Source organism: Promicromonospora sp. NPDC052451, assembly GCF_044547525.1.
In the GTDB taxonomy this organism is placed as follows: domain Bacteria; phylum Actinomycetota; class Actinomycetes; order Actinomycetales; family Cellulomonadaceae; genus Promicromonospora.
Map to the genome: position 1 here is coordinate 153,329 of NZ_JBIUAP010000001.1, position 14,396 is coordinate 167,724.

Annotated in this window: 9 protein-coding genes; 7 read left to right on the plus strand and 2 right to left on the minus strand. The window is 73.0% G+C overall.

The window, feature by feature from the left end; translation table 11 throughout:
* The first annotated feature begins 151 nt into the window (after positions 1-151).
* Positions 152-826, plus strand: coding sequence for an HNH endonuclease family protein (locus ACIG47_RS00670; RefSeq protein ID WP_397429206.1), 675 nt, complete (start codon positions 152-154; stop codon positions 824-826).
* A gap of 25 nt (positions 827-851) precedes the next feature.
* On the opposite strand, the gene ACIG47_RS00675 is transcribed toward ACIG47_RS00670, so the two are convergent.
* A complete protein-coding gene (locus ACIG47_RS00675) occupies positions 852-1,487 on the minus strand; it encodes a hypothetical protein (RefSeq protein WP_397429207.1) in 636 nt (211 codons plus the stop codon).
* A gap of 281 nt (positions 1,488-1,768) precedes the next feature.
* Here ACIG47_RS00675 and ACIG47_RS00680 point away from each other — a divergent pair, with 281 nt between their 5' ends.
* From ACIG47_RS00680 to ACIG47_RS00700, 5 genes are all read left to right on the plus strand, one after another.
* Positions 1,769-3,415, plus strand: a complete 1,647-nt coding sequence (locus tag ACIG47_RS00680) for a glycoside hydrolase family 76 protein (protein ID WP_397429208.1) — start codon at positions 1,769-1,771, stop codon at positions 3,413-3,415.
* Positions 3,416-3,512: 97 nt separating this feature from the next.
* A complete protein-coding gene (gene hrpA / locus ACIG47_RS00685) occupies positions 3,513-8,141 on the plus strand; it encodes an ATP-dependent RNA helicase HrpA (RefSeq protein ID WP_397429209.1) in 4,629 nt (1,542 codons plus the stop codon).
* A gap of 105 nt (positions 8,142-8,246) precedes the next feature.
* Positions 8,247-8,444: a PspC domain-containing protein gene (locus ACIG47_RS00690; protein WP_397412086.1), complete on the plus strand. Its 198-nt coding sequence runs from the start codon at positions 8,247-8,249 to the stop codon at positions 8,442-8,444.
* A 1-nt stretch (position 8,445) separates the two neighbouring features.
* The gene (locus ACIG47_RS00695) at positions 8,446-8,634 is read left to right on the plus strand and encodes a PspC domain-containing protein (protein WP_397412088.1); all 189 of its coding nucleotides are present in this window, start codon (positions 8,446-8,448) and stop codon (positions 8,632-8,634) included.
* Between the two features lie 142 nt (positions 8,635-8,776).
* The gene (locus tag ACIG47_RS00700) at positions 8,777-10,210 is read left to right on the plus strand and encodes an alpha-amylase family protein (RefSeq protein WP_397429210.1); all 1,434 of its coding nucleotides are present in this window, start codon (positions 8,777-8,779) and stop codon (positions 10,208-10,210) included.
* Positions 10,211-10,317: 107 nt separating this feature from the next.
* Here the strand turns inward: ACIG47_RS00700 and ACIG47_RS00705 are convergent, their stop codons facing one another.
* The gene (locus ACIG47_RS00705) at positions 10,318-12,813 is read right to left on the minus strand and encodes an esterase-like activity of phytase family protein (protein WP_397429211.1); all 2,496 of its coding nucleotides are present in this window, start codon (positions 12,811-12,813) and stop codon (positions 10,318-10,320) included.
* Positions 12,814-13,053: 240 nt separating this feature from the next.
* Here ACIG47_RS00705 and ACIG47_RS00710 point away from each other — a divergent pair, with 240 nt between their 5' ends.
* Complete coding sequence (locus ACIG47_RS00710) at positions 13,054-14,355, plus strand: MFS transporter (RefSeq protein ID WP_397429212.1); 1,302 nt, start codon at positions 13,054-13,056, stop codon at positions 14,353-14,355.
* Positions 14,356-14,396: the final 41 nt, after the last annotated feature.

Below are 14,396 nucleotides of genomic sequence, written 5' to 3' on the forward strand. Positions count from 1 at the left end.
CGGACGCCGTGCCGCACCCCCTTCGAGGCGGACCTTTTCGCTCGAACAGACCGGGTGAAATTTCGGTTATCGTCACATCATGGTCATTTCGGGGTCATCAGCCCGGACCACCATGAAAAGCGCCCGGTCAGTCTCGAGGAAGGTCTGTCCCATGCCGCAACCCACCGTCCCGCCGCACCCCGTCCGGGCGTCCCGCGCCCGCCACCTCGTCGCCTCGGTCGCGGCGCTCGCCCTCGTCGCGCTCCTGACGGTCCAGGCGCAGCCCGCCGGGGCGTACCCGCCCGACCTCCCCTCCAAGGCGGTGGCCCAGTCCGAGCTGGACGGCCTCACCGTGCAGGCCGAGGGCGCCTCCGCCCCGTACGACCGGGACCTGTTCCCGCACTGGATCACGGTCGACGGGTGCACCACCCGGGAGACCGTCCTGCAGCGGGACGGTGACGGCGTCGAGGTCGGCAGCGACTGCTACCCGACGTCGGGCAGCTGGTACAGCGAGTACGACGGTGAGACCCGCACCGCACCGGCCGACATCTCGATCGACCACGTGGTGGCGCTGGCCGAGGCCTGGTACTCGGGCGCGAGCGGGTGGACGACGGATCGCCGGCAGGACTTCGCCAACGACCTCAGCGGGCCGCAGCTCATCGCGGTCACCGCCGAGGTGAACAGCTCCAAGAGCGACAAGGACCCCGCCGAGTGGGTACCGCCGCTCGCGAGCAAGCGGTGCGCGTACGCGAAGATGTGGATCCACACGAAGGCCCGCTGGGACCTCACCGTGGACGCCGCCGAGAAGTCCGCCCTCCAGCCCCTGCTGGACTCCTGCACGTACTGACGGCGCCCCGGGCCGGCCGGGTGACTCAGACCCGCAGGCCGCCCCAGCGGCCCGAGGAGCGCACCCGCACGTGGGCGAGCGCCGCGTAGAGCGCACGCTCGGCGTCGTGCACCGCCTGGTAACCGTCCTGGCACGCGGCGTACCCCGCGCACGCCAGGTCGAGCACGTCGATCGCGGCCCGGACCGTCGCCTCCACCGCACCGTGGACGGCGTCGTCCCGGGTCGCGTCCCGCCCTGGCGTCGCGGCCGCCGGGTCCGCTCCGGCCCCGCCGTCGGGCCGCGCCGTATCGGGGCTTGTGCCCGGGGACCCGATCGCCGGCAGCCCGGCCGCACCCCGGCGCGCGGAGCGCAGGTGCGCCAGCCCCGACGCGTGCCGGACCTGACCGGCCTCCAGGGCCATCGCGTAGGTCTCCAGCACGTCGGCCACGACGGCGAAGCCCACCACGCCCTCCCGGACGCTCCGCGCGCCGACGCGGAGCGCGACGGGGTCACCCTCGGGCGGGCGGAAGACCACCGCGTCCCACCCGGACGCGGCCTCCCGCAGGTCGTCGACGAGCCGGCCGACCCGCTCGGGCCCCATACCCTGCTCGAACGCCAGGCGGGTGCGACTCAGCCCGTTGATCCGGTTCTCGCACAGGGCGATGAGCGCGCCGTGCGTCATGCGGGCCTGCCGACGCCGGCCGAGCCGACCACGGCACCGCCCGTCGAACTGTCAGCCATACCGCTCCCCTCCGGCACCGCGGTGCACGTCACCGGGCCCCCGAGAGCCTAGGCAGGTCAGGGCCGGTACGACATGGGGAGCGATACCCATGTCGCCACGCACCTTGACGCACCACCGGTTCTGGGTGAATCTGGTCCGGGCCGCCGCACCGTCGCCGTGGCCGACCGCTCCATCGCTCCACCTCTCCACCCCGGAATCCAGGACGAGCACAGGGAGATCGCATGACACCGCTGTCAGAGCGTCGGCCGCGCTCGCGCGGCGTCACGGCCGGCGCAGGGACCAGGCCCGGCACCCGCACCCGCTCCGCGCACCGCACCGCGCGCCCGCGCCGGGCGCTCGTCGTCGGCCCGCCCGTGGCCGCGGCCCTGGCGGCGCTGCTCGCCGCCCTGCCCGTACCGCTGGCACAGGCCGCGTCCCCCGATGCCGCACCGTCCGCGAGCGCCCCCGGCTCACGGGTGCCCGGGGCGCCGGCCGGTGCCCCGGACCGCACCGCGGCACCTGCCGCCGTGATCTGCGACATCTACTGCGACGCCCGCGACCCGGCGACCGCGGCGGGCGACCGGGTGCCGGTGAGCGCGGGCATCCACGGCCGCACGCTCCGGCTGCACGTCTCCGACCCGGACGTCATGGGCTGGGGCTCGATCGACGGCGGGCAGCCGGGTGACGAGGTATGGCTCGACCGGTCCTTCGACGGCGGCAGGACGTGGGCGTCGGGCAGCAGGCTCGGCGCCACCGCGATCCCGGCGGGCTCCACGGGCTGGCGCACCCAGATGTACAACGTGGACGACTGGGGCACCGCGGGCGTCGGTGCACTGCGAGCCTGCGGCAAGGCGGCCGACCGCGCCGAGATAGCGTGCACCGGCTGGGCGCGCAACGACCGCAACGCCTGGAGCCGGTCGACCGAGGCCGCCACGGCGCTGATGATGCTCTGGGACCGGGACACCGGCCTGTTCGAGACCGACGGCTGGTGGACGGGTGCCAACGCCCTGACCGCCGTCGTCGACAACGCGCGGATCAGCGGCATGGGCAGCTACCGGTACGCGATCGGGCAGACCTACGACAAGAACGTGAACGCACGCCAGGGCCAGTTCCGCAACGAGTACCTGGACGACACGGGCTGGTGGGGCCTGGCCTGGATCGCGGCGTACGACCTGACGGGCGAGAGCCGCTACCTGAGCACGGCCCGCGCCGACGCCGACCACATGCGGGCGTACTGGACCGGCACGTGCGGCGGCGGGGTCCAGTGGAACACGGGCATCGCGTACAAGAACGCGATCACCAACGAGCTCTACATCCAGCTCAACGCGGCGCTGCACAACCGCATCCCGGGTGACACGACCTATCTCCAGCGGGCCCGGGAGGGCTGGGACTGGTTCCGGGCGAGCGGCATGATCAACTCCGGCAACCTGGTCAACGACGGCCTCAACGACTCGTGCGTGAACAACGGCGAGCCCACCTGGACCTACAACCAGGGGGTGATCCTGGGCGCGCTGGCCGAGCTGCACCGGGCCACGGGCGACGCGACGCTGCTCGAGACCGCGCGGGACCTGGCCGACGCCTCGACCACGTCCGCCGCCCTCAACCCCGGCGGCATCCTCCGCGAGGTCGACGAGGGCGACGACTGCACCAGCGACGGCGCGTCCTTCAAGGGTGCCTACGTGCGTGGCCTGGGCAAGCTCGACATGGCGCTGCCCGACCGTCCGTACAGCGCCTACCTGGACCGGCAGGCCGACGCCGCCGCCGCGAACGACCGCGACACGCTCGGCATGTACGGCCCCCACTGGGCCGGGCCGCTGGTGCCGGTCACCGCGGGGCACGGCTGTCAGCACGGCGCGCTCGACCTGTTCAACGCGGCGGAAGCCGGCTGACGGCGAGCGCCGCGCCGGGTCCGCGGGCCGTCCACCGGCCCGTGGGCCCGGCACGGTTCGGCAAATGGCCTTGCCGAGCCTGGGAGAATAGGGGGTTGTGAGCAGCGAGCCTTCTTCCACCCCGGTGTCCGACGGCGACCGTGGCCGCCCGGGCGGGGGCCGGAACCGGCGCCGCGGGTCGGGCCGGCGCTCGGGCGACCAGCCGGGCCGGCAGCGTCGCCAGCCGGAGGGACAGCAGCCGGAGGGACAGCAGGATCACCAGGGCGACCGCCGGACCACGGAGCGTCAGGGCCGCAGGCCGCGCCGGACCGGGCCCCAGCGGGTCACCGCCGCACAGCTCGAGGCGGCCGCCGCCCGGCGTGCCGCCGTGGACGTACCGCCCATCACCTACCCCGAGCAGCTGCCCGTCTCGGCGCGCCGGGAGGACATCGCGGCAGCCATCCGGGACCACCAGGTCGTGATCGTCGCGGGCGAGACCGGTTCCGGCAAGACCACGCAGATCCCGAAGATCGCGCTGGAGCTCGGCCGAGGCCGGCAGGGGCAGATCGGGCACACCCAGCCCCGGCGGCTCGCGGCCCGCACGGTGGCCGAGCGCATCGCCGAGGAGCTCGGCACCCCGCTCGGCGACGTGGTGGGCTACCAGGTGCGGTTCACCGACCAGTCGAGCGAGCGGACGCTGGTCAAGGTCATGACCGACGGCATCCTGCTCGCGCAGATCCAGCGGGACCCGCAGCTGCTGGCCTACGACACGATCATCATCGACGAGGCGCACGAGCGGTCCCTCAACATCGACTTCCTGCTCGGCTACCTCTCGCGGCTCCTGCCCCAGCGGCCGGACCTCAAGCTGATCATCACGTCGGCGACCATCGACTCCGAGCGGTTCGCCGCGCACTTCTCCCCCGCCGCGCTCGCGCAGCGCGGCGGCGCGCCCGACTACGTCACCGACGTGCTCCCGGACCTGGCCCCGATCGTCGAGGTGTCCGGGCGCACCTACCCCGTCGAGATCCGGTACCGCCCGCTGTCCCCGGACGAGGGCGAGACCGGCGCCGGGACCGAGCCGACGGCGTCGGGCAAGAAGAAGGGCAAGGCGCGGGGCGCCGAGGAGAAGGACCTCGTCACCGGCATCATCGAGGCCTGCGACGAGCTGATGCGCGAGGGCAGCGGCGACATCCTCGTGTTCCTCTCGGGCGAGCGCGAGATCCACGACGCCGCCGACGGCCTGGCCGGCCACTACAAGGAACGTGCGCGGGACCCGAGGCACCCGCAGCACATCGAGATCCTGCCGCTGTACGCACGGCTCTCCAGCGCGGAGCAGCACCGGGTCTTCCAGTCGCACGCCTCGCGGCGCATCGTGCTGGCCACGAACGTCGCCGAGACGTCGCTCACCGTGCCCGGCATCCACTACGTGGTCGACCCCGGCACGGCACGCATCAGCCGCTACTCCAAGCAGACCAAGGTGCAGCGGCTGCCCATCGAGCCGGTGTCGCAGGCCTCGGCCAACCAGCGCAGCGGCCGCTCGGGCCGTGTCGCGGACGGCATCGCGATCCGCCTGTACTCCCAGGAGGACTTCGAGGGCCGCCCCGAGTTCACCGAGCCCGAGATCCTGCGCACGTCGCTGGCGTCGGTGCTGCTGCAGATGATCTCGGTCGGGGTGGTCAGCACGCCCGACGACGTGGCCCGCTTCCCGTTCGTCGAGGCCCCGGACACGCGGGCGATCCGTGACGGCGTCCAGCTCCTCACCGAGCTCGGCGCCCTGGAGGAGGTCGACGGCGGCACCCGGCTCACCGCGACCGGTCGCACGCTCGCCCAGCTCCCCATGGACCCGCGGCTGGCCCGCATGGTCATCGAGGGGGCGCGGCACGGCGTGGCGCGCGAGGTCGCCGTCGTCGCGGCGGCGCTGTCGATCCAGGACCCCCGCGAGCGCCCCGCCGAGCAGCGGGCGCAGGCCGACCAGCAGCACGCCCGGTTCGCGGACCCGCGCTCCGACTTCCTGACCTACCTCAACCTCTGGGAGTACGTGCGGGAGCAGCAGCGCCTGCTGTCGGGTTCGGCGTTCCGCCGCCTGTGCAAGGCGGAGTACCTGAACTTCCTGCGCGTCCGCGAGTGGCAGGACGTCGTGGCGCAGCTCCGGGACATGGCACGTCCCCTGGACATGGACATGTCCGTGCACCCCACGCCGCCGCTGGTCGTGGGCGCGGTCGGGTCCGCGGCGGGCGGGACGACGCAGGAGACGCAGCAGGTCTCCTACCGGTACGGGTGGGACGAGGACACGATCCACCGCTCGCTGCTGGCCGGCCTGCTGTCGCAGATCGGCATGCAGGACACCGGCGAGGTGAAGGCGTCCGCCGTCGCGCACCTGCGGGGCGAGGCGCGCGAGCGCGCGCTGAAGCGGGCCAAGAAGCAGGCCCGCAACGAGTACGTGGGTGCACGCGGTGCGCGGTTCGCGATCTTCCCGGGGTCGCCGCTGTCCAAGAAGCCACCGGTGTGGATCATGGCGGGCGAGCTCGTGGAGACGAGCCGCCTGTGGGCGCGCGACGTGGCCCGGATCCAGCCGGAGTGGGCGGAGGAGCTGGCCGGCCCGCTCGCCCGGCGCACCTATTCGGAGCCGCACTGGTCCACCAAGCAGGGTGCCGCGATGTGCACGGAGAAGGTGCTGCTGTACGGCGTGCCCATCGTGTCCGACCGGCGCGTGCTGTACGCCAAGGTGGACCCCGAGGCGGCACGCGAGATGTTCGTGCGGCACGCGCTCGTGCAGGGCGAGTGGACCACGCACCACCGGTTCTTCCACGACAACCGCGCCCTGCTGGAGGAGGCCGGCGAGCTGGAGGCCCGCTCCCGGCAGCGCGGCCTGGTCGCGGACGAGGACGACCTGTTCGCGTTCTACGACGAGCGCGTGCCCGAGTCGGTGGTCTCCGCCGCGCACTTCGACCGCTGGTGGTCGCGGGCCCGCCGGGAGACGCCCGACCTGCTCACCTTCACCATGGAGCAGCTCGTCGGCGACGCCACCGTCGACACCGCCGAGTTCCCCGAGGCGTGGCCGCAGGGCGAGCTCTCCCTGCCGCTCACCTACCAGTTCCAGCCCGGGTCGGACGCCGACGGCGTGACCGTGCACGTACCCGTCGCCGTGCTGGCGCGCGTGGTGCCGGACGGGTTCGACTGGATGGTGCCCGGGCTGCTGGAGGAGCTGACGGTGGCCACGATCAAGTCCCTGCCCAAGACGGTGCGCCGCGAGCTGGTGCCGGCGCCGGACGTGGCGCGGGAGGTGGTCGCCTGGATCCGGGAGGAGTGTCCCGCCTGGGCGGACATCGTGCGTGCGGGCGACATGGCGGAGCCCTACACGTCGGCGTTCACCCGAGCGGTGCGCGCGGTGCGCGACGTGGTGGTGCCGCCGGAGGTGTGGGACACCGCGCGGCTCGAACGCATGCCGGCGCACCTGCGGGTCACGTTCCGGGTGGTCGAGGAACGCGGTCAGGGACGGTCCGCGTCGTCGGTGGTGCTGGACGAGTCGAAGGACCTGGTGCTGCTGCAGCGCAAGCTCGCCTCGCGCGCCGAGGCGGCCGTGCGGTCGGCGGTCCGGGGCGCCGTCGGGGCCGCGCTGGCGGAGGCGCGGGCGGCGGCCGGGGCCTCGGGCGGGGACTCCGGGCCGGGCGGGGCGGGAGCGCCGTCCGGGCCCGTGGCGTCGCCCGCCGCGGCGGCCGAACGCCGCACCGGCGGTTCCGAGGCCGCTCCCGGTGTCCCCGCGGGTGCCGCGAGCGTCGTCGGCGAGCGGACCGGGCTGACGTCCTGGCCCTCCGGGCTGCCCGACGGCGGGATGCTGCCGGAGTCGGTGTCCACCGACGTGGGTGCCGGCATGGTGGTGCGGGGCTTCCCCGCGCTCGTCGAGGAGGCGGCGCCGAAGGTCAAGGGCCAGGCCCGCACCCACGGGGTGGCGCTGCGGATCCTCGCCGACGAGCAGGCCCAGGCGGCCGCGCACGCCGCCGGCGTGCGGCGGCTGCTGGTGTCCGAGGCCGCGCTGGGCACGGGGCGGATCACGTCGCGGTGGACGGGCACCCAGTCGCTGACCATGGCGGCGTCGCCGTACCCGAGCACGGAGGCCCTGGTCGCCGACCTGCAGCTCGCCGCCGTCACGGCCCTGACCTCCGGTGCGGACCAGGTCCGCTACGACACGCCGCCGGGTGGCCCGGACGCGGCGGACGTGCGGTCGGCGTCGGCCTATGCGGACGCGCTCGCGTTCGTGCGCCGGCACCTGGAGGACGAGGTGCACCGTGTGGTGGGGCACGTCGTGGCCGCGCTGTCGGCGAGCCGTGCGCTCGAGGGGGAGATCCGCGCGTCGGGCAGCCTCGCCCTGCTGAACACGCTCCAGGACCTGCGCGAGCACCGCGCGGCCCTGGTGCACGACGGGTTCGTGTCCGCGACGCCGCCCCGCCGGCTGCCGCACCTGGCCCGCTACCTGCGCGCCGACTCGCACCGGCTGGTCAAGGCCGCCGAGAACCCTGCGCGCGACGCGGACCTCGCGTGGCGGATCGGTGACGTGACCTCGGCGTACGAGAAGGCGCAGGCGGCATACGCCGCCGGTGCCCCGGACGCGGCGCGTGCGGCCGAGCTCGCCGAGGTGCGCTGGATGCTGGAGGAACTGCGCGTCTCGCTGTTCGCGCAGCAGCTCGGCACCGACGGCCCGGTCAGCGAGAAGCGGATCCGGAAGGTGCTGACACCAGGGGGCTGGTGACGCCCCCTGACGGACATCCCCCTGGGAACCGGCGGGGCGCGATCAGGGGCGAACCCGGGGGTTACCCGATGGTCCCCGGACCGTGCCGCGCCTACCGTCGAAGACATGAGCACACCGACACTCTCCCGCCCTCGTGACGACCGCATGATCGGTGGCGTCTGCGCCGCGATCGCCCGACGTTTCGGCTGGAGCACGACGGTGGTCCGCGTGGCCACCGTCGCCTCCATCCTCATCCCCGGCCCGCAGGTGCTCGCGTACCTGATCGCCTGGGCCGTCATCCCGAACGAACGCCAGACGGCCTGACATGAGCACACAGACCCTCTCCCGCCCGCGCCAGGGGCGCATGATCGCCGGTGTCTGCGCCGGGATCGCGCGTCGGTTCGGCTGGGACCCGACGCTCGTGCGGGTCCTCGCCGTCGTCTCGGTCCTCATCCCGGGGCCGCAGTTCCTCGCGTACATCGCGTTCTGGATCCTCATGCCCACCGAGGACTGATACCTCCGACACGCCAGCCCGGGTTTTTCACCCGGGCCTCTGGCGTGTCGCCGCACGCTTCTGCAACGCTTGCAGCAAGATCCGGAAACGGCCGTGCAACGCCGCACGCGCCTCAGCCGGGACAACGCCGCAAGGAGCCGCCATGACGCGCCGTCCGAACGTGCCCCGACGCCTGTTCGCCACTCTGACGACCTTCGCCACCGCGCTCGCCGTGGGCCTGGTCGCCGCCTCGCCCGCCGTGGAGCAGGCCGACGCCGCCACCCCGCCCCACGGCGACGGCGACGTCATCCTCAACCTGTTCCAGTGGACCTGGGACTCCGTCGCCGCCGAGTGCGAGGACGTGATCGGTCCCGCCGGGTTCGGCTACGTGCAGGTGTCCCCGCCGATGGAACACATCCGGGGCACCCAGTGGTGGACCTCGTACCAGCCGGTCAGCTACCGGATCGAGTCCAAGCTGGGGACGCGTGCCGAGTTCGCGAACATGGTCGCCGCGTGCGACGCCGCCGGGGTGGGCGTGATCGCGGACGCCGTCGTCAACCACATGGCGGGCGCCGGCCAGTCCGGGACCGGCGTCGCCGGCACGCAGTTCTCGGACGACAACTTCGCCGGGACGTACAGCGCCGCTGACTTCAACGACTGCCGCAGCAACATCTCGGACTACGGCGACCGCTACCAGGTGCAGAACTGCCGCCTGGTCTCGCTGCAGGACCTGCGCACCGGCTCCGACTACGTGCGCGGCCGGCTCGCGGCGTACTTCGACGACCTGGTATCCCTCGGCGTCGACGGCTTCCGGATCGACGCCGCGAAGCACATCCCGGCGTCCGACCTCGAGGCGATCAAGGCTCGGATGAGCAACCCGGACGTGTTCTGGGTGCACGAGGTGATCGGGGCGGCGGGCGAGCCGATCCAGCCGTCGGAGTACCTGGGCAGCGGCGACTCGCACGAGTTCGACTACGCCCGTCAGCTCAAGCGCGACTTCGACGGGCAGATCAAGAACCTGCGGTACATCGGGGACGGCAAGCTGCCGTACGACCGGGCGGGCGTGTTCGTGGACAACCACGACACGGAGCGCAACGGCGAGTCGATGAACTACACGTGGGGCGCCAAGTACGTCCTCGCCAACACGTTCCTGCTGTCGTGGCCGTACGGCTCACCGTCGGTGTACTCGGGCTACGAGTTCTCGGACGACGACGCCGGAGCGCCGGGCGCCACCGAGACCACGGTCCCGGACGCGACCTGTGGCACGGGCAGGTGGACGTGCACGCAGCGCTGGACCGAGATCCGCGGCATGGTCGGCTTCCACAACGAGGTGGCCGGCACCGAGGTCACCCACTGGTGGGACGACGGCGGCAACCTGGTCTCCTACGGCCGCGGTGCCAAGGGGTACGTGGTCCTCAACAACACCGCCGCGGCCGTGCAGCGCTCGTTCCAGACCTCGCTCCCGGCGGGCACGTACTGCGACGTCGTCGCCGCCGCGGACTGCTCGGTGAAGCGGACGGTGGACTCGGGCGGCTGGTTCACGGCCTCCGTCCCGGCCTACGGGGCCCTTGCTCTTCACACGGGCGCACGATCCTGACCCTCCCCCCGAACGACGCTCGCTGAGTGCTGGATGTTCGCCCTTTCTCGTGCGCGAGAAGGGCGAACATCCAGCACTCAGCGAGAGCGGGTCAGAACGAGGGTGGGTCAGCGGAAGATCTTGCGGGCGGCGCCCAGGTCCAGGAACACCGTCTCGCCGGTGGCGTCCTGGACGCCGTCGTTGTCGGTGATCGCATAGACGCGGCCGTTCCCGCCGATGGTGAGGCCCTCCAGCTTCTCCTGCGTCCAGCCGTGGGTGGCACGGAGGGCGGGCAGCACGTCGATCGCGAGCTTCTTGCGCAGCACCGGAACGGTCCCGGGGCGCGGGTCGCGCTTCGGGAGGTCCACCGTGTAGACCGCCTTGAGGGCGGCCGCCGGACCGTTCAGCTTGTCCCGCTCGATCACGGCGAGCGTGTCCCGGTCCACGACGGTCACCTCGGACAGGCCGATCCAGTCACCGTCGGCCGTCGGCTCGGACAGCTCGTAACCGAACCAGGTCCACTCCTGCGTCTCGACGTCGTAGCGCCCGATCCGGGCATAGCCGCCAACGCCGTCGTCGCTGGTCAAACCCCGCTGGAGGGCGACGAACAGGTGCTCACCGGCACGGTCCACCATGCCGGTCACACCCTCGATGCCCCACTTGCCCAGGCCCGCGGCGACATCGTCGGGCAGGCTCACGCGCTCCTGCACGCGGCCCGACGCCGACACGCGCACCAGCGCGTTCTCCGCACCGGTCGCCCCCTCGACGCCGAGCCAGAAGCCGCCGGCCCGGCCGTGGACGGTCGGCCGGGCCCAGATGCCCTCGGCGTCGAGCCCCACGGGCCCCCCGTCCTCGGTCACCACGATCTCGCGGTCGATCACGGCGGGGCTCTTCCTGGGGCCGCGTGACCCGGCGGTCTCGATCGCGAGGATCGACGTCGGCGACTTCGCGGCGTCGGTCACGGTCCACAGACGGTCACGGTCCGCCGGGTCGGCGGAGAGCGCACCGAGGGCCGTCCAGCCGATCGGCCGGCGGTCACCGGTCGCCGTCCGCGCGTCGGCGGACACGATCGACGGGAACTCCGCGGCCGAGGAGTGAGCCTGCGAGCCCCGCAGAGCCGCGGCACCGAGCGGAGCCGTCCCGCCCGAGCGGGCGTACCGCTGACCCTTGCCGAACACCGAGACGGAGGCCCGGACGCCGTCCTCGGCCGCGTCCTCCTCGGAGGAGACGACCAGCAGGTTCCGCGCCGGGACCGGCAGGATCCCCTCCGGACCGTTCGTCGTGGCCAGCACCTGCACGAACCGCGGCTCGGCCGGACGCGAGACGTCGTAGACGGCCACGAAGTTGGACCGCTCGGAGCCCACGAACGCGTAGCGGACGCCGTCGAGGGTCGCGACAGCGAGCCCTTCCATCTCCACGCCCTTCTTGCCGGCGCGGTCCTCGTTGTGCAGGCCGACGCGGACAGCGAGCTCCTCGACCGAGGCCCCGGCGTCCCACACGACCTCACCGGTCGCGGCCTCGAACACCGTCCAGCCGCGCGTGCCGCCCTTCCAGTCGCCCTCGTTCGCGGTGGCGACGTGCTCGTCGTCGATCCAGCCGATCGCGTCGGGCTCGCGCGGGGCGGCGTCGACGGCGCCGGTCTGGTCGATGGCCCCGTCGTCCTCGGCGTCCACGCCCTCCAGGGCGACGTCGCCCGCGGAGAACACGTTCTCGAGCGCACCCGACTCGACGTCGAGCACGGCGACGCCGTTGTTCTCCTGCAGCGTGACGGCGACCTTGGTGTCGGACGGGTTGATCGAGACGTACTCGGGCTCCGGGTCCTGCGGCGTGTCCAGACCGGCGGCCGCGAGCGCCGCCTCGTCGAGCGCGACGGGGCGCGCCTGCCAGGCCGCGGGGTCGGTGCCGGGAAGGTCGACGAGCTGCAGGAACCCGGCGGGCGCCTGCGGCAGGTCGCCCTCCTCCCCCGCGCCCGTGTCGGGCAGCGCATCCTCGTCGCGCTGGTTCTCCATCGCGATCACGGCGTGGGTGCCGTCGTGCGTCACGGCGATGGAGTCGGGCTGGCCGCCCAGGTCGATCGAGCGCACCCGGGTGCGGGTGGCCAGGTCCACCACGTCGAGACGGCCGGACGGCGCGGTGAACGACGTCGAGCTGTCGACCACGACGAGCACGTGGTCCCCGACGACGGCGACGGACGTCGGCTCGTCGTGCTCGGAGCCGAGCTCGGCGAGCGAGAGCGTGCCCAGGCCCTGGGGCGCGGCCGGGTCGCTGATGTCGACGAAGCCGATGCGGCGGGCGGCGGCGTCGGTGTGGATCAGGGTTCGGCCGTCCTCGCTGACGGCGGAGATCTCGGCGACCGTCTCGTCGGCGGGGTCGGTGCCGGCCGGGACGTTCTGGAAGACGGGGTAGGTGGCGAGACGGTGGAAGGTCTCGCGCGGGCTGGGCGAGGCGAATGCGCCGGCGCCGGCTGCGCTCGTTCCGCCGAGGGTGGTGGGGCTGCTGGTGGGGCTGCTGGTGGGGCTGGTGGGAACCAGCTGGCCGGCCGCATGGGCCGGGAGGGCACTCAGCCCGAGGGCGAGGACCGCGCCGGAAGCGAGGACGGCCGTGTGGCGGCTGTTGGGAGACACACAGGGCAGGCTGACGCCGACCCATGGCAGCGGGGCTGACCTCAGGTGGCGGACACGTTGCGCTCAGGTGAACTTCTCTGGAGCCCTGGACCGGGGCGGGCCTTGCCGCAGACCTGACCGTATCTCTCCGCTTCCGCAGCGTTCTCCCGGCCGAGGCTGGACAGCGCTCCCCTGCAACCGCGGTGACAACCGCCGTCGTCGCGCAGGCCGAACGGGCGGACGGGCTACTACTGTGAGCGGGTGACCGTCCTCGGCGAGCTACGCGCCCTGTTGCGCCTGCCCGGGTTCCGCAAGCTCTTCGCGGTACGGCTGGTCTCGCAGGCCAGCGACGGCATGTTCCAGGTAGGGCTCGCGAACCTGCTGTTCTTCAGCCCCGAGTCGCAGGGTTCCGCCGGAGCGATCGCCGGCGCGTTCGCCATCATGCTGGCGCCGTTCACGGTGGTGGGCCCCTTCGCGGGCGTGTTCCTGGACCGGTGGCAGAGGCGCCAGGTCCTGGTGGTGGGCAACGCGGTGCGCGTGCTCATCACCGGCACGATGGCGGTGCTCATGCTCACCCAGGGCGTCACGCCCGCGATCTACGTGCTGGGCCTCGCCGCACTGAGCGTCAACCGGTTCCTGCTGGCGGGTCTCTCCGCCGGCCTGCCCCGCGTGGTCCAGGGTGATCTGCTGCTCACCGCCAACGCGCTCACACCGACCCTCGGTGCGGGCGCCGCCTTCCTCGGTGGTGGCGTCGGCTTCGTGCTCGGTCTCCTCATGCCGGCCGGCCGCATCCAGGACGCGACGGCTCTGGCCTGTGCGTGCGTCGTGATGGGTTGCGCCTCGCTGCTCGGGCTGCGGATGTCGCGCACCCTGCTGGGGCCGCTGCGGCCCGCCGACGGTTCCATCCGCAACGAGCTGGTCGCGGTGGCCCGCGGTCTGGCCGACGGCGCCCGGTACCTCGCCGCCCGCCGCACCCCGGGACAGGCACTGCTCGTGATGGCGCTGCACCGCTTCCTGTACGGGGTGGTGTTCATCGCCTCGATCCTCATGTCCCGCAACCTCCTGGCCGAACCGGGTGACCGCACCGCGGGCCTCGCCACCTTCGCGACGGTGATCGGCGCGACCGGAGCGGGCGGGGGCCTCGCGATCCTGCTCACCGCCGTGCTGGCCCGGCGGATGGCACCGCAGACCTGGATCGCCGTGATGCTGCTGGTGGCCGGGGTGTCGCAGCTGATCCTCGTGCCCGAGCCAGGTCTCGTCACCGTGGTGGCCGCCGCCGCGCTCCTCGGGCTCGCGGCCCAGGGCGCGAAGATCGCCGTCGACACGATCGTGCAGCGCGACTCCGAGGACACCTACCGCGGCCGTGCCTTCGCCTTCTACGACGTGCTCTACAACGCGGCGTTCGTGGGTGCCGCGGCCCTCGCGGCCTTCCTGGTGCCCGACGCCGGCTGGTCGCCCGGACTCTTCGTCGCGCTCTCCGTGGGGTACGTCACGGTCGCGATCCTGTTCGGTCTGCGAGGCTCTCGCACAGCAGCCCTGGTGAGGCAACCGGAAAGGGGGTGAATTTATGGATGAGGTCCGGTCCCCGACGCCAAAGATGCCTG

Coding starts and splice junctions, on each gene's coding strand:
- ACIG47_RS00670 (WP_397429206.1), top strand. CDS start 152: ATGCCGCAACCCACCGTCCCGCCGCACCCCGTCCGGGCGTCCCGCGCC.
- ACIG47_RS00675 (WP_397429207.1), bottom strand. CDS start 1,487: ATGACGCACGGCGCGCTCATCGCCCTGTGCGAGAACCGGATCAACGGG.
- ACIG47_RS00680 (WP_397429208.1), top strand. CDS start 1,769: ATGACACCGCTGTCAGAGCGTCGGCCGCGCTCGCGCGGCGTCACGGCC.
- ACIG47_RS00690 (WP_397412086.1), top strand. CDS start 8,247: ATGAGCACACCGACACTCTCCCGCCCTCGTGACGACCGCATGATCGGT.
- ACIG47_RS00695 (WP_397412088.1), top strand. CDS start 8,446: ATGAGCACACAGACCCTCTCCCGCCCGCGCCAGGGGCGCATGATCGCC.
- ACIG47_RS00700 (WP_397429210.1), top strand. CDS start 8,777: ATGACGCGCCGTCCGAACGTGCCCCGACGCCTGTTCGCCACTCTGACG.